12 protein-coding genes are annotated in these 15,252 nt (G+C 67.5%); 4 read left to right on the forward strand and 8 right to left on the reverse strand.

Translation table 11 applies throughout. The features are described from left to right. Positions 1 to 96: 96 nt before the first annotated feature. On the forward strand, positions 97 to 732 hold the full coding sequence (locus AC07NI_RS25295; RefSeq protein ID WP_494624311.1) for a hypothetical protein: 636 nt from the start codon (positions 97 to 99) through the stop codon (positions 730 to 732). On the opposite strand, the gene AC07NI_RS25300 is transcribed toward AC07NI_RS25295, so the two are convergent. The 7 genes from AC07NI_RS25300 to AC07NI_RS25330 form a co-directional block, all read right to left on the reverse strand. Next, positions 729 to 3,224: a PAS domain S-box protein gene (locus AC07NI_RS25300; protein ID WP_494624313.1), complete on the reverse strand. Its 2,496-nt coding sequence runs from the start codon at positions 3,222 to 3,224 to the stop codon at positions 729 to 731. The genes AC07NI_RS25295 and AC07NI_RS25300 overlap by 4 nt on opposite strands. A 44-nt stretch (positions 3,225 to 3,268) precedes the next feature. After that, positions 3,269 to 3,757, reverse strand: coding sequence for a universal stress protein (locus AC07NI_RS25305; RefSeq protein ID WP_494624315.1), 489 nt, complete (start codon positions 3,755 to 3,757; stop codon positions 3,269 to 3,271). Between the two features lie 247 nt (positions 3,758 to 4,004). Beyond that, positions 4,005 to 4,724, reverse strand: coding sequence for an alpha/beta hydrolase (locus AC07NI_RS25310; protein WP_494624579.1), 720 nt, complete (start codon positions 4,722 to 4,724; stop codon positions 4,005 to 4,007). 119 nt (positions 4,725 to 4,843) lie between these two features. Further along, positions 4,844 to 6,022 carry an MFS transporter gene (locus AC07NI_RS25315; protein ID WP_494624317.1) on the reverse strand — a complete coding sequence of 393 codons (1,179 nt, stop codon included), beginning with the start codon at positions 6,020 to 6,022 and terminating at the stop codon, positions 4,844 to 4,846. A 32-nt stretch (positions 6,023 to 6,054) separates the two neighbouring features. Then, positions 6,055 to 7,062: an ornithine cyclodeaminase family protein gene (locus AC07NI_RS25320; RefSeq protein WP_494624319.1), complete on the reverse strand. Its 1,008-nt coding sequence runs from the start codon at positions 7,060 to 7,062 to the stop codon at positions 6,055 to 6,057. 153 nt (positions 7,063 to 7,215) lie between these two features. Beyond that, positions 7,216 to 8,760, reverse strand: a complete 1,545-nt coding sequence (locus tag AC07NI_RS25325) for a S10 family serine carboxypeptidase-like protein (RefSeq protein WP_494624320.1) — start codon at positions 8,758 to 8,760, stop codon at positions 7,216 to 7,218. A gap of 91 nt (positions 8,761 to 8,851) precedes the next feature. Next, positions 8,852 to 11,077, reverse strand: coding sequence for a TonB-dependent receptor (locus AC07NI_RS25330; RefSeq protein ID WP_494624322.1), 2,226 nt, complete (start codon positions 11,075 to 11,077; stop codon positions 8,852 to 8,854). 357 nt (positions 11,078 to 11,434) lie between these two features. Here AC07NI_RS25330 and AC07NI_RS25335 point away from each other — a divergent pair, with 357 nt between their 5' ends. From AC07NI_RS25335 to AC07NI_RS25345, 3 genes are all read left to right on the forward strand, one after another. Beyond that, entirely contained in the window at positions 11,435 to 12,151 is a 717-nt protein-coding gene (locus AC07NI_RS25335; protein ID WP_494624324.1) for a helix-turn-helix transcriptional regulator, read from the forward strand. Between the two features lie 86 nt (positions 12,152 to 12,237). After that, positions 12,238 to 13,482 carry an aminotransferase class V-fold PLP-dependent enzyme gene (locus AC07NI_RS25340; RefSeq protein ID WP_494624326.1) on the forward strand — a complete coding sequence of 415 codons (1,245 nt, stop codon included), beginning with the start codon at positions 12,238 to 12,240 and terminating at the stop codon, positions 13,480 to 13,482. A gap of 41 nt (positions 13,483 to 13,523) precedes the next feature. Further along, positions 13,524 to 15,008 carry a S10 family peptidase gene (locus AC07NI_RS25345; RefSeq protein ID WP_494624328.1) on the forward strand — a complete coding sequence of 495 codons (1,485 nt, stop codon included), beginning with the start codon at positions 13,524 to 13,526 and terminating at the stop codon, positions 15,006 to 15,008. Here AC07NI_RS25345 and AC07NI_RS25350 read toward each other — a convergent pair. Next, entirely contained in the window at positions 14,993 to 15,211 is a 219-nt protein-coding gene (locus AC07NI_RS25350) for a hypothetical protein (RefSeq protein ID WP_494624330.1), read from the reverse strand. The two genes, AC07NI_RS25345 and AC07NI_RS25350, sit on opposite strands and share 16 nt — an antisense overlap. Positions 15,212 to 15,252 lie beyond the last annotated feature (41 nt).

The raw sequence follows: 15,252 nt of genomic DNA on the forward strand, positions 1-15,252 counted from the left end.
TCTTTGATCCGTCACTCTAGTTGACATGTGACGGGCCATGCCCCATGCGCCTGCCGCCGCTGTGCTGGTCAGCGTCGAAGCTTGAAAGGCGTCGCCTTGTCGAACACCGACACGCCAATTGTCCGAGCCCTCTATTTCTGCAGCGTAGCGACCGCCGGCGTTTTCGCCATCAGCGCGCTTTGGAACGGGTTCCTGTTCTGGGCGGCCTGGCGGGCGAGCTATTTCAGGATCGCCAGCACGAACGATGTCATCATGGGCGGGTTCTCGCTCTTCCCCAAGTTTGCCATGACCTTCGTGGGGGTGCTGATTGTTCTGAGCGCATTCAAATGGGCCTTTGCGCGCCTTGGCGAAAAGCTCGCTCCCGGCTCGCATCGGCGTCAAAGCGTCGAGGAGCTGATCGCGGAAGCGCGGCAGGAGCGTCTGGTCTCGCTCTATGTCGTGCTGGGCGTCGCCCTGTCCGGCACCCTCTTCATCAGCCTGTGGGGCGCGGGAGGCTTGTTCAAGTCCGGCTGGCGCCTGGTCAACCATCGTGTCGCCTGGCCCGCCGCCTATCACACCGGCCTTCGGGTCTCGCCCGAGAGCAAAGTGGACAAAGGTTGCGTGGGCGTGGACGTGCTGTGGCTCGGATCAAGCTCGGCGATCCTGAACTGCGGGCAAGGCGTCCGGGTGTTTCACAAGCTCGACGATCTCGTGACCGAACCGAGCACAACGATCCCGGTCGAGACCGACTAGCCGGCTTCCGTCAGGTCGCGGATCCGCGCGACCAGGGCCTCCACGGAGAAGGGCTTGGTGATCATCGCCATGCCGGCTTCCAGGAAGCCGTCCGACCCGGCGGCGTTTTCGGCGTAGCCGGTCATGAACATCACCTTCAGGCCAGGCCGAAGCACGCGCGCGGCGTCGGCGATCTGACGGCCGTTCAAGCCAGGCAGGCCAATATCGGTGATCAGCAGGTCCAGACGACGGCTGGACTGGATGATCTCCAGGCCCGAGGGGCCGTCATCGGCTTCCAGGACCTGATAGCCCAAGTCGCTCAGCACCTCGGCAACCAAGCCCCGAACCACGGGCTCGTCCTCGACCACCAGCACGGTCTCGCCGTCACGGGCGACGGCCGGCTCGACCAAGGCGACCGTCGGGTCGAGGTCGTCGCCCGGACCTTCGTCCCGGGGCAGGTAGAGCTTGACGGTCGCGCCCTTGCCCGGCTCGCTGTCGATCTTGGCGTAGCCCTGCGACTGGCGCGCGAACCCATAGATCATCGACAGCCCAAGACCCGTCCCCTGCCCTGTCGGCTTGGTGGTGAAAAACGGCTCGAAGGCCCGGGCGATGATCTCCCGGCTCATGCCCACGCCGGTGTCGCTGACGCTGATGCACACGTACTGACCCTGGTCCTGCGGCAGATCGCCAAAGACACTGCTCAGGTCGACGTTTCGGGTCTCGATCGTCAGCCGACCGCCGTCGGGCATGGCGTCTCGCGCATTGATCGCCAGGTTCAAAACCGCGCTTTCCAGTTGGTTGGGATCGCAGCGCGTCGGCCAGAGGTCATCGGGCAGGCGAAGGGTCAGCGCGATCGACTCCCCCAGCGTGCGGCGTAGCAGCTCCTCCATGGAGGCGATCAGTGGATTGGCTCGCACCAAGCGCGGGTCGAGCGGCTGGCGGCGCGAAAAGGCCAGCAGCCGGTGGGTCAGAGCCGCGGCGCGGCTGGCCGAGGCCGTCGCCCCGACCAGATAGCGTTCCAGATCTGCCGTCCGCCCCTCGCTCAGACGCCGTTGCATCAGGTCCAAACTGCCGGTGATGCCCTGCAGGAGGTTGTTGAAGTCATGGGCGATGCCGCCCGTCAGCTGGCCGATCGCCTCCATCTTCTGAGATTGGCGAAGCGCCTCCTCGGTCGTTCGCAGTTCCCGGGTCCGCGCCTCGACCCGCGCCTCCAGCGTGGCGTTCAAGGCGTGCAGCGCCGCTTCCGCCTCGCCGCGCTCGATGACCTGGCGGGTGCGCTCGGCCACCTCCTCCATGAAGGCGATTTCATCGGCGCGCCAGCGCCGGGCCGGCCGGTCGTTCAGATAGACGATGGTGTGCAGCCGGCCGGCCCGCAGGAACGGCACCACCAGGATGGCCCGGGTGTCGACGCTCGAGGCCGTGGCCCGCGTTTCGGCCTCGTCGCTGATGTCGGCGGTGAACAGATCCTCGACCACCACGGTCTGGCCCACGCCCAGCTTGGCGACGATCTTGCGGCCGAAGGCGTGAGCCGGAAAGCGGCCCAGGAGCGGCGGCACCGTGCCGTCCGTCCAGCAGATGGAATAGTCGAACACGTCCTCGACCGGATCGAGCTGGCCGTAGCCGACCCGCGAAACCCCGAAGAACCGGCCCATCAGGGCGCTGGCTTCGCGCAGAGCGATGTCGGTTTCGGCGCCGCGCAGCACATCGCTCAGTTCAAGCATGAAGGCGTGGCGGGCCTGGGCAAGTTTGTCGGCGGTGATGTCGATGGCGGTGCCCACGGCGCGCACGCATCGGCCCTGGTCGTCGAACAGACCCTTGCCCTTGGCCGCCACCCAGCGAACGACGCCGTCTTCCTTGCCGATGGTGCGGTACTGAACGTCGTAGGTCGCCCGCTGGTCCGGGTCGAGCGCCCGGTCGAAGGCCTCACTGGTGGCGGCGCGGTCATCGGGATGCAGGCCGCCATAGAAGTCGTCCAACGAGCAGGGCACGTTCGGCGAAATCCCGAACATGGCTTTCGTCCGATCCGACCAGGTCAGGGTGTCGGTCAGCAGGTCCAGGTCCCAGGTGCCGATCTCGGCGGCCTGGGTGGTCAGTCGCAGCGACTCCTCGCTGAGCACCAGGCGCTCCTGGGATCGACGACGGTCGCTGATGTCGCGCAGGAAGCCGATGAAGGCCGCCGGACCGCCGGGCGTGGCGATGATCGACAGCTCGACCGGAAACTCCCGTCCCCCCTTGTCCACGGCGCTGATCTCGATGCGCCGATTGAGCACGCGCGCCAGACCCGTCTCCTGGAAGACGCGAAGACCCTCGCCGTGAGCGGCCCGGTGCTGGGGCGGAACGATCAGGCCCTCAAGCGGCCGTCCCAGCGCCTCCTCGGGCGACCACCCGAAGATCTGGGTCGCGGCCATGTTCCACGCCAGGACGACACCGTGCGGATCGATCGCCACGACCGCATCGAGCATGGCGTCCATGACGGTCAGGGCGGCCTTGGCGATGGGGTCGGGATCGGCCATGGGTCTCTCGTCGTGCGACTTAGCGAACCAAGCTTGCTTTGAGACTACTGCGTGGAAACCCCTGGGGTACAGCGCGCGAGTTCGGCGGCGAACTCCGCATCGCTGATGGGCTTGCGGGCGACCAGAAGACTGCAGTCGGTGTTGTCGACGATGTAGGCGCCCGACGGCCCCGACCACCAGCGCTCCAGGAAGCTGCGGCGCCGGTGTCCGACCACGACCAGGTCGGCGCCGACCTCCTGGACGAAGGCGCTGATCGTCGGGGCCGGATCGCCTCGAGCGACGTGGCCGGAGGCCTTGAGCCCCAAGCCCCGCAACTTGGCCAGACCCTCCTCGACCATCGCATCGCCGGCGGCCAGGGCATGCTCGGCCGCGCCGGGCTGGATGCCCTCGGCCATGGAGATCGCGGCGTTGTCGGGCAGGACGCAGAGCAGCCAGACCGTGGAGTCGTAACGCCGGGCCAGCAGGGCCCCTTCCCGCAGCGCCGTCCGGGCCTCATGGCTGCCGTCGAACGCCAGGATGATCCTTTGATACACTCGTCCCCTCCCCTCGGGCTCGCCCTTGCCGGTCGGCCCGTTTTTGTTTCCGACGCCCGTCCTAGAGCGCTTTTCCCGATCGCGACCCCGCCTCTGGCCTCGTTCCCGCCGCCGGCGACAAGCGCGCGGCGATGGAAGGCGTTCGCGGCCGCCGCGTCTGCCCTGGCGTCACGAACGAACGCTTAGGATCACCTGATTTTAGTACAATCCTTTCTGCAAATCGAACAAGGTCGGTCGAGAAATCGGATTAAACCTCCAAAGGGCCAAGACAGGCGTCGAGATGCTCGATGGCGCGGCGGACCTGCTCGGAATGGATGTCGTGTCCGTGGCCAAGAACCGTCTGGGTGTGCACCTGGCAACCGGCCGCGCGCAGCTCGGCCGCCGTGCTCTCCATGTCCGACAGCGGTATGGTCCTGTCCTCCGCCCCATGGCTGAGCAGGACCCGCGGTCGCTCGGCGCGCGCCACGGACGGCGCACGCGCCAGACGGCCGCCCAGGGCGACGACGGCGGCGGGCGGCCGCGCCGACCACACCGCCAGGTGGGTGGCCAAGATCGCGCCCTGGCTAAATCCCACGATCGCGACTTGGCGTGGACAAAGGCCCAGGCCGGCCGCCTCGCTCTCCCACAGGGCCTGGACCCCGGGCAGGACGGCGTCAATTCGCTGCTGGCGATTTTCCGCGGTGATGCCGATGGTGCTGAACCATTGGCGGCCTTCGCGCCCCCGGTCGTATGGGGCAAAACCCGTGGCCGCGGTCACGGCGACATCGGACAAGGACCGCGCGACGCCCTGGGCCAGAGGCGCCATATGTCCGGGCGTCCAGCCCACGCCATGGAGGAGCAAGACCAGCCCCCGCACGGGCCGCCTGGTCGCGGGGCGATAGCGCAGCGATCCGTCAGCCGGACAGGTTTCCAACATGCTCCACCCCGACGCTTGAGGGTTGGCGGCGCAGACGCCCGTGTCTTGCATTCCCACAAAACGGTCGATCAACTTGACGTTAGGGTGCGCTTCAACACTCGTTTGTAAATTACCGACCTGGTTCTATTTGTCCATCCTGGATCCCGCGACCGTGTGATCGGCGTCGTGGGTCAGCCCTCATCTGCGTCCGCTCGCACAGCGCGCACGCCCGACATGGCCAGAAACGCCAGCAGCAACCCTGGCAAGGCGGTCGCGACGACCGCGCCGGCGCCGAAGCCCGCGCCAAGGATGCTGCCCGCCAACAGCGGCCCGGCGATCGAACCGGCGCGCCCCGCCGCCACGGCGGCTCCGACGCCGGCCCCGCGCACGGCTGGCGGATAGATCGGTGGCGCGGCGGCGTAGAGAATGAGCTGGCCGCCGATCACGAAGAAGCCCGCCAGGAAGATCGCCACCCAGAAGGAGGCTCCAGTCGAAAAGGCCAGCCCGACCAGAGCGACGATCATGCCGGCATAGGTGTAGAGCAAGACCTGAGAGGCGCGCGCGCGATCGGCCAGTTGGCCCAGCACGACGCTGCCGATCACCGCGCCCAGATTGAGCAGGATCGAGCTGTCGGCCGCCTGCGCCTTGCCAAAACCTCGAGCGACCAGCAGCGAGGGCAGCCAGTTGAGCAGCAGATAGATCGCAAACAGGGTGAAGAAGTAGGCGGTCCAAAGGCGCAGGGTGACACCCCTTCGCACGCCCAATAGCCCTCCTCGCTCGGCTTCCTGCCCCGTCCCGCGCGCGGTCGGGTCGCGCGGCAGCAGCACGGCCAGGAGCGGCGCGAGCAGAAGGGGTCCTAGGGCTCCGGCCACGAACACCAGACGCCAGTCGGTCGCCAGGACCAGGCGCGCCACGATCGCCGCGAGCATCCCGCCCAGCGGAATTCCGCAATAGACAACACCCAGCAACGTCACGCGCCATCGGGCGGGCGCGCCGTCGGAGATCATCCCGATGAGGTTGGGAAAGGCGCCGCCCAGGCCAAGTCCGACCAACAGGCGGATCACGGCAAGCAGGGGGAAGCTCGACGTCGCCGTCGTCGCCAGCGAGCACAATCCCAGCACCGCCATCGAAGCCACCAGGAGCGCCTTGCGCCCCGCCCGGTCGGCCAGCCGCCCGCCCAGGGCCGCGCCGATCAGCATGCCCAGGGTGCTGGCGCTCATCAGCACGCCCATGCGCCAAGGACCAAGGCCCAGGGCCGGAGCCATGCTGGGCGCGGCCACGCCCATCGACTGGATGTCCATGCCTTCGAAGACCGCGATCAGCAAGCAAAGCGGAACGATGCGAAACAGGGCGGACCGGTCGGCGTCCATGTCAGGATCCTCCTTTTTGGCTGTGCTTTGAGTCACCAGTCGACGCGAAGGGCCGATCGATCGCTGCGCGTGCGTTCCTCGGCCGCGGCCATCACCGCCAGGTCCTGCACGACATGCCCCAGGGATTTGTAGATCGTGATCTGAGCCGGACCCTGCCGCCCTGGCCGACGGCCCGCCAGAACTTCACCGATCTCGGCGTGAATGTCGTTTTCGGTGGCCACGCCCGCGGCGATCGCGTGCAGCAGCTCCCCGGCTTGGGACAGCGCGTGGGCTCGGCAGTCGACCACGAACGTGCCGCGCGCCACCGCCCGATCGTCGACCTCGCGCGAATAGACGGTGCTGGCGCCGACCAGATTGAGATGCTGTCCCGGCTCCAGCCAGTCGCCGCGCAGGAAGGGCTCGTGAGCATGGGTCAGGGTGCAGACGATGTCGGCGCGCATGGCCTCGCGCGGATCGTCGAGCAGATGGACCCGCTCGAATCCGCTCAAGTTGAGGTCGGCGAAGCGTTCGGCGCGGGCGCGGTCGCGCCCCCAAAGCCGCACCTCGCGAATGTCGCGCACCAGGCGCAGCGCCTGGGCGTGCCAGCGCGCCTGCTCTCCGCAGCCCAGCAAGGCCAGGGATCTGGCGTCGGGCCGCGCCAGCGCTCGCGTCGCGACCGCTGTCGCCGCGGCGGTGCGAAGGGCCGTAACGGCGGCCGCGTCGGCCATCAGCAGGGGCTGCCCCGTGCGGCCGTCGAAAAGAACCGCCACGCCCTGATGGCCGGGACGATCGCCCCGCGCCTCGGCGTCGAACAGGCTGAGCGCCTTCAGCGCGAAGGGCCCGTCGCCAGGCGCGGCGCCCGGCATCAGGACAAGCTTGCCGTCCACGCCGACGGGCATGGCCCACCGCGCCGGCGCGGAGATCTCGCCCGCCGACAGCGAGCGCATGGCCGCATCGATCAGGCCGATGGCCTGCTCCATCGAGATCAACCGCTCCAAGGTCGCGGCGTTGACGATGGTCAGCGAACGTCTGTCGGCGCCGCCAAGAGGTGATGCGGCCAAGCCGGCCTGTTTGTTGTCCAACCGTGGACCCACGCTCAAAAATCCTTCCTTGGTTCAAGGCGCGGCGGGAGCGACACGATCAGGGCGTCGTCGTCGCGCGCGCCACCGGCCTTGCCCGTCGTCAAAGGCGGGCGAGGCGGCGATCAGCTCAAATCACGGACGGGCGGCTGCCGCCTGGCTCCCGGCGGCCCGCCGCACGAAGACGGCCAGATCGGCCAACAAGCGCCGCCTGGCGTCGGCGTCGCGGAAAATGACGTGACCGGCCTGGTAGCAGCGATTGGTGATGCGGCTCGACAGGTCCGGCGGCAGGGTCGCCGTGGCGATCACGTCGCCCTCACACATGTTGAGCAGGTCGTAGCGGGCGGTGGCGACGTAGACGCCCATGGCCTTGTCCCGGCGCATCGCATTGACGATCCACGGCGGATTGGCCTGGGCGATGTAGGTGACCTCGCCGTGCTTCTTGGTCAGGCGGCGGATCTCGTCGGTCATGCCCGGCTGATTGTAGAGGAACTGCTCGCCGGGGCCGCGCGCCAGCGGGCCTGGGGTCGGCGTGTAGCCCTTTTCATAACCGCTGTAGGTGAGGTCGGTCGCGTAGCCGAGCTCGCCGCGCAGATAGGGGTCTATCGCGTCGGGCGTGCCATAGCCCTGTCCCGGATCGCCCAGCAGCAGGCGCATATCCTCGTCCGACAGGACCTTCGTGCCGTCCCCGTCGAAAAGGAGGCGCTGATAGCGTTCGGCGTAGACCACCAGGGTCGTGCGATCGATCTGGTCGGGCCGGACGCCGGTGAAGCGCGCCAGGGTGTCTGCGATCGCGGTCCTTTGGGCGTCGTCCAGCGTGTCGACCTTGTCGAGCGCAGGCCAATAGACGTCGCGCGCCCAGGCGATGGCCGCCGTCATCGCCCCTTGCGGATCGGCCGCCAGGTCGGGAGCAAGGCGCTTGTGAAACAGGGCCGCGGCCGTGCGCGCCGGCACGTGCATGGCGTTATAGAAGCCGGTCGATTGGGGGATGTTTGGGATGTCGCCCGAGATCAGGATCGTCCCGGCGATCTTGCCGCCCCGCTCGCTCATATAATCGGCCAGGGCGGCGGCCCTGAACACGCCATAGCTTTCGCCGGCGATCATCAGCGGTTGGGCGCCCGCGCCAAATCGGGCGCGATAGGCGCGGATGAACTCCGCCGTGGCCGCCACGTCGCCCTGCAGGTTCATGAACTCCGGCGCGAACTCGGGCTTGGCGGGCCGGCTGAAGCCGGTTTCCACCGGATCCATGAACACCAGGTCTGACGTGGCCAGCAGGGTGTCGGGGTTGTCGACCATCTCCCCCTTGGCCTGGCCACGGATCCTGGGGCCCATGCCTTCCATGTGGATGATGCTGGAGGCCACCAGCGGCCCGCCGTTCCAGGCGAAGGTCAGCGGACGCGGCGCGCCCTGGCTCCTGACGACATAGGCCACGAAGAAGACATAGCCGCGAACCTCGCCGGTTTCCTGGCTGCGGATCGGCAGTCTCCCGGCGCGCGCCTCGTAGGTCAGCGGGCCGCCGGCGGCCCTGATCTGGTGGGTCGTGACGACGATCGGCTCGTCGCCCTGAACCAGCGGCGCGATGACCCGGGGCGGCGGCGAGGCTTCCGCGGCGCGGACGGGTCCCCCTGCGCCAAGGCCTATGGCGAGGCACATCAACGCCGCCTTCAAAACATCAGCCATCGGCCCTTCTCCCCTTTCGTGCCGTGCGGGTTCATCGCCGCGACGCAAGGCGACAGGAGCGGCCGGTCCGGGGACCGACCGCCCCGCGACATCAGAACTTCTGGCTGAACGAGACGCCGATCGTTCGCGGCGTGTTGACGGTGATCGTGTAGGGGGGCGCGCCCGGATAGTGGCCCTGGTCCCCGACGACCGCGTACTTGTCGGTCAGGTTCTTGACGTAGAGGCTGACCTCGTAGTGGTCGGTCTGAACGCCCGCGTGCAGGCCGATCAGCGTATAGGCCGGCATGGGGAAGTGGTTGAGGTCGTCGCGCGAGGACCGATACTCGTAGGTCCCGCCGATCACCGCCCTGAGATTGGACCCCAGGCTCCAGTCGTAGTCGGCGCTCAAGGTGGCGGTCCACTTGGGCACATAGTAGATCGGCGTGCCGGCCGTGACGTTGCTGGCCGCGCTGTCCTCGGTGAACCTGGCGTCGGTATAGGCCGCGTTGCCGCCGATCGTCAGGCCTCGGACCGGCTTGTATTCGAACTGGACTTCCGCGCCGCTGCTGCGCGCGGTGCCGCCGTTGCCGTCGGTCAGATAGCGCCCGACCTGGACCAGGGTCTGGATGTCCGACCAGTCGATCCGGAAGACGTCGGCGTCCACCGTCAGGCGTCCGTCGAGCGCCCGGGCCTTCACGCCCGCCTCATAGCTCCAGATGCTGTCGGCCGTGTAGGTGAGCCCGAAATTGGCCGGGGCGCCGGGCGGCACGCTGCGCCCGCCGCCGGGCCGGTATCCGCTCGCCGCGCGGGCATAGACCATGACGTCCTGGGTTGGTCGCCAGCGCAGCCCGGCCAGATAGGTGTTGGAGATCTCCGAGAAGCTTTGGGACAGCGTGCTGGTCACCCCGCCAAACAGCTGGCCGGTCGTGTAGCGATCTCGGGTCTGGTCGATCTGACTGTGACGATAGCCGCCGGTGATGTCCAACTGCGGCGTCAGATAGATCGTCGCGTTGACGAAGCCGGCGTACTCGGCGAGCGTGCCGGTGCGACGAGCGACCCCGAGCAAGGGGATGTTGGGGACCCGGTTTCCACTGGCGTCGAAGGTCGAGTAGTCCTGGTTATCGAACAGCTTCTCATGCTGGTAGAAGCCGCCCCCCATGAACTCCAAAGGTCCGAACCGCTTGGAGGTGAAGCGCAGCTCCTCGGTCACCTTCTTGGCCGAGTGCGTCCCCACCGTGCCGGCCGGGCTGGTGGCGGTGATGAACGGAAGCACGCCCAGATAGAAGCTGGTGATATCGGTCTGTTCCTGGGGCTTCAGATAGGAATAGCTGGTGGCCGAAAGCACCGTTCCCAGCTTGGTGTTCCAATTGATCTCCGCCGAGACCAGGTCGGTCCCGACCTTGAAGAATTCCGGGGTGTAGCGCTTGACGTCGTACTTTCCGTAGAGCGGCTGAAGCGTCCCGGGATCCAGGTCGACATTGGTGTAGCCGTCGGCCTTGCTCCGCTGAAGCATGGCGTGAAGATTGATCGTCACAGTGTCGACCGGCTTGATCAGGACGGTGCCGTTGAAGCCATAGGCGTCGGCCTCGTTGGCGTCATAGCGCCCCAGACCCACATCGTTGGTGAAGCCAGGGTCATGGCGATAGTAGCCGCTGACGCGGGCGGCGATCTTGTCCTGGATGATCGGCGTCGAGATCGAAGCGCGCACCCGTCCGCCCAGTTCGCCATTGGTCAGGCCGACGAGTTCCTCGCTCGCGCTGAACGCGCGGTCGGTCAGGCTTGGCGTCTTGGTCACATACTTGATCACCCCGCCCAGCGAGGAGGCGCCGTAGAGCGTTCCTTGGGGCCCCTTCAGGACCTCGACACGTTGAAGGTCCGACGGATCCAGGTCGGGCGTATAGACGCCGCCCCGCGTCAGGGCGCTCGCCCCGCCAAACGGAATCTCGTCGACATAGGTCGCGACCGTCGCGCCCACGCTCTGGGGCGAGATCCCCCGGATCTCCACGAAGCCGTAGCCCGGGCTGCCGTAGGACTGGATGTTGATGCCGGGGACCAAGGCGATGTAGTCGGCCAGATTGCGCGCGCCGCGAACCTCGAGCTGCTGTCCGGTGACGGCCGAGATGCCGCCGCCCACTTCGCTCAGCAGCTGCTGGCGCTTTCCGGCCGTGACGACGATCTCCTGGACCTGCTCGGCCTGGTCGTCGGGCTTGGCCGGCGCGGACTGCGCGTTCGCCGAGAGCGGCAGCAGGCAGGCCGCGGCCGCCACGGAGGCGGCGCCGCACAGTCGCCGCCGCAAGGTGGATGAAGAAACGCCGCACATCGCCTGGTTGGAAGTCATGGGACACCCCCTGTTGCTGAGCCTGGGATCATCGCGGGTCCTGCTCGTCGCCGTTTTGGAAGGACGCCGTTCGATGACCGTCACGATCCGTTCGTCGAACTGTCTCAATACGTCAAGTCCAATTAGACGTTTTGTCAAAGCGCATTTTCGAGGGTGCGCCCAGGTTCGCCGCTAGCGCCATGATTTCGTTTATCATTAAGGATTCTATTAGAATCCATTTGGAAGATCTGTCTAGAACTTACGCACCGAGTGCTCGCCGGATAGCCGCTTTGAAAAACAACGAGCTTTCCAGTTGGACGATTTGTCGGCTAGATCGGACCGGCGTATCGCACGCCTGAAGTTGCAACCGAGGTTTGAATGGCGAGGAAGAACGGCAAGGGATCCGAGGCGGTGTTGGCCACCGATCCGTTCAGCGTGCATTTCTCGACCGGCGAGGCGATCGCCACCCTGCTGCACCCGTTCGGCGAAGTGGTTTTGCATGATCTGCAGACCGGACGGATCGTCAGGATCTGGAACAGCACCAGCGGCCGCCAGGCCGGCGACCTGTCCAATCTGAAGGACGCGCCCGACCTCTTCCCCAAGGACAAGGCCATCCTGGGCCCTTATGAGAAAGCGCTTCCGTCGCAGGGGCGGACAAAGTCGATCACCGCCGGTCTGCGCGACCAGGACGGGGTTTTGATTGGGTTTCTTTGCGTCAACATGGACGTGACCCTGATCGACAAGGCCACGGCGATGATGACCAGCTTCGCCTCGTCGGACCTCAAGCGCCCCGAGCCGCTCTATCGCCAGGACCTGCCTCAGCACATCAACTACATGGTGCGCGACTACTCCTTGAAGGTGAACAAGCCGATCGAGAACCTGACTCGGCAGGAGCGGATCGAGCTCATTCAACAGGTGGCCGACGCGGGTCTCTTCCAGGCCCGCAGCTCCGTCATTCTGGTGGCCAAGGCGATGAAGATCAGCCGGGCGAGCGTCTACAACCTGCTGGCCGATATCGCGCGGGACGCCGAGGGCTCGGACGCCCCGGCGGCGGAGGAAAAGGCCCCTGGACGCAGACGCGCGACGACGAAATAGACCTGCCGGCGCGTTTGACGAATTGTCTAAATGTCCCTTATGACAAGTGAAGGCGGTCGCTAGACCGTCGTCGCGGAGTCGATCGGATGGACCTGACGCGCCGAACCTTGCTGCACGTGCTGGGCGGCGCGCCGGCGGCCGCCGCCCCCGCCGCATCCCTGGCCGCTCAGGCGGCCAAGCCCCCGCCGCGCGGGGGCGTCGCGTTGCCCGACCGGGGCAACTTTCCGTTCGAAGGCGTCCACCTCAACGCCGCCTATACCCATCCCGTGGGCCTGGCGACCACCCAGGCCACCATGGCCTACGTGCAAAGCCGGATGGACGAGCCGGGGCGCAACTGGCCGGTGCAGAACGCCCGCGACGAGGCGGTGCGCCTGTACGCGGCGCTGATCAACGCCGCGCCGAGCGAGATCGCCGTCGTGCCCAGCACCCTGGAGGGCGAGAACCTCGTCGCCCAGTCCCTGGGCCTTGGTCCGGGCGCCGGGGTGGTCACCGATCCGTTCCACTACGACGCGGCGTTGGCGATGTATGGCGAGCGCCACAAGGCCGGCATGCCGCTCGGCGTGGTGGCGCCGCGCGGGACGCGCATCGACTACGACGACCTGGACAAGGCGATCACGCCCCAGACCCGCCTGGTGGCGATCTCGCTGGTCTCCAGCGACACCGGCTACATGCATGACCTTGAGCGCGTGTGCCAGATCGCTCATCGCAAGGGCGCGCTGGTCTATGCCGACATCATCCAGGTCGTGGGCGGCATGCCGCTGGACGTGCGCGAAAGCGGCGTCGATTTCGCCTGCGCGGGCCTGTACAAATGGCTGATGGGGGAGTTTGGCGCGGCCTTCCTCTATGTCCGCGCCGACCGCCTTCCTCAGATGAAGCGCGTGCAGCTGGGCTGGCGCGGGATCAGCGCGTTCCACAAGCATTTCATGCCCTTCGACCCGCCCGGGCCGGTGATCGGCGACTGGACGCTGGGGACCGACACGGCCAGCCTCTTCGAGGTCAGCACGGCCAACTGGTCGGCCCTGGCCTCGCTCACCGGGTCGCTGGCCTATATCGACGCGATCGGCGTCGAAGCCATCGCCCGCCATCGCGCGCCGATGCTCGAGCGCCTGCAGCTGGAGCTGCCCAAGGCCGGGTTCCTGCCCATGACGCCGCCCGACCGCCAGGGCCCTTCGGTGGTCTTCGCCTATCAGGGCGCTCGGGCGCGGTTCCGCGACGCCCTGGCCAAGGCCAAGATCTATGTGACGCTCGGCGCCGACAAGATCCGCATCTCGCCCTCCGTCCACAACGACATGGGCGACATCGACGCCCTGCTGGGCGTGCTCACGGCATGAGCGCCTCCCCTCCCCTTCACGCCTTTCCTGGACCGACCCCGATGCGAATCCGCGAGCGCCTGCTCCGCCTCTCCCTCCTCGCGGCGCTGGCCCTGCCGGCGGCCGCAACCGCGCAAGACGCTCCACCCGCCAAGGCCGCCCCGCCGGCGGCCGATCAACCGGCTCTGTTGCCGCCGGCGCGCAGCGCCAGGCAGTCGGCCGTCATCGGCGGACGCAAGATCGACTACCAGGTCACGGTCGGCGCCCTGCCGGTGAAGGACGCCAAGGGCAAGGTGCTGGGCGAGGTCGGCTACACCGCCTACACCTCGCTGGGCGGCGGCGAGCGCCCCGTCACCTTCGCGCTGAACGGCGGCCCGGGCGCGGCCTCGGCCTTCCTGAACTTCGGCGGCATCGGCCCCAAGCGCCTCTACGCTCACGCCCCGTCCGAGGCCCCTGTCGCGCGCGACAACCCCGACAGCTGGCTGGCCTTCACCGACCTTGTGTTCATCGACCCCATCGGCACCGGCTACTCGCGCAGCTATGTCGACGACGCGGAGTCCAAGAAGAGCTTCTACGCCGCCGACGCCGACATCCAGTATCTCAGCCGCATCGTCTATGACTGGCTGGCCCAGAACGACCGCATGACGAGCCCCAAATATCTCGTCGGGGAAAGCTATGGCGGCTACCGCGCGCCGCGCATGGCCTACTACCTGCAGACCACCCTGGGGGTCGGCGTGTCGGGCATGACCCTGATCTCGCCCGGCCTGAACCTGACGGCGCTGATGTATCAGGACACGATCACGCCGCTGCGGTGGATGGCGGCCCTTCCGGCCATGGCCGCGGGCCGGATGGAGCGTGAGGGCCGCACGGTGGACGCCGCGGCCATGGCGCCGGTGCTGGCCTATGCCCGCACCGAGTTCCTGCAGGACTTCATGGCCGGCGCCGCCGACAAGACCGCCACCGATCGCCTTTCGGCCAAGGTCGCCGCTTACAGCGGCCTGGATCCAGCCTTCGTGCGACGCATGGATGGCCGGGTCGACCAGTTCACCTATTTGCGAGAGGCCTATCGGGACAAGCGCCTGCTGGGGTCGTTCTACGACTCGGCGGTCACCGCGTTTGATCCGTTCCCGGCCAAGGCCAACGTCGACCTGCTTGATCCGGAGCTCGCCAAGGGCGCGGCGCAGTTCACCCAGGCCGCGGCCGACCTGGATCAGCGCGTCCTGGGATGGCGCCCCGACGGCCGCTACGTTCTCAACGGCTTCGAGGTCAATCGCATCTTCGACCGCGATCGTGTCGACAGCGCCGTGACCGATCTGCGCCAGGCGATCGCCATAGATCCGCACCTGAAGGTGCTGATCGCCCACGGCTGGAGCGACTTTGCCTGCCCCTACCTCATGAGCCGTCTCATCGTCGACCAGATGCCAAGCTTCGGCGTCGACAACCGCGTCAACCTGGCGGCCTATGCCGGCGGCCATTCCTTCTACACGCGGCCCGCCAGCGGGGCCGCCTTCCGCCAGGACGTCGCCGCGCTCTACGCCAAGGACTGAGGCTTCCTGGAGCCCCGGGGGACAAGGCGCCGGGCGCGCCTAGGCCTGGACCCGATCAAAGCGCGCCACGACGCTGTGAGGCGCCTCGGCGCCGAAGAATCGCTCGTGATTGCGGGCCGTCTCGGCCGCGACGATGATCGCCTGGCCAGTTCCGCGCCGTCGAGCAGGGCGAGATTGGTCCCTTCCCCCGCGAAAGGGGACATCAGGTGCGCCGCATCGCCGACCAGGGTCAGGCCGGGCGCCC

The sequence above is a fragment of the Caulobacter sp. GW821-FHT10E02 genome (genome assembly GCF_059415225.1).

Excerpts from the sequence above, each read along its gene's own strand:
- AC07NI_RS25300 (WP_494624313.1), bottom strand. The coding sequence starts at position 3,224 with ATGGCCGATCCCGACCCCATCGCCAAGGCCGCCCTGACCGTCATGGAC.
- AC07NI_RS25310 (WP_494624579.1), bottom strand. The coding sequence starts at position 4,724 with ATGCAAGACACGGGCGTCTGCGCCGCCAACCCTCAAGCGTCGGGGTGG.
- AC07NI_RS25315 (WP_494624317.1), bottom strand. The coding sequence starts at position 6,022 with ATGGACGCCGACCGGTCCGCCCTGTTTCGCATCGTTCCGCTTTGCTTG.
- AC07NI_RS25325 (WP_494624320.1), bottom strand. The coding sequence starts at position 8,760 with ATGGCTGATGTTTTGAAGGCGGCGTTGATGTGCCTCGCCATAGGCCTT.
- AC07NI_RS25330 (WP_494624322.1), bottom strand. The coding sequence starts at position 11,077 with ATGACTTCCAACCAGGCGATGTGCGGCGTTTCTTCATCCACCTTGCGG.
- AC07NI_RS25335 (WP_494624324.1), top strand. The coding sequence starts at position 11,435 with ATGGCGAGGAAGAACGGCAAGGGATCCGAGGCGGTGTTGGCCACCGAT.
- AC07NI_RS25340 (WP_494624326.1), top strand. The coding sequence starts at position 12,238 with ATGGACCTGACGCGCCGAACCTTGCTGCACGTGCTGGGCGGCGCGCCG.
- AC07NI_RS25345 (WP_494624328.1), top strand. The coding sequence starts at position 13,524 with ATGCGAATCCGCGAGCGCCTGCTCCGCCTCTCCCTCCTCGCGGCGCTG.
- AC07NI_RS25350 (WP_494624330.1), bottom strand. The coding sequence starts at position 15,211 with ATGTCCCCTTTCGCGGGGGAAGGGACCAATCTCGCCCTGCTCGACGGC.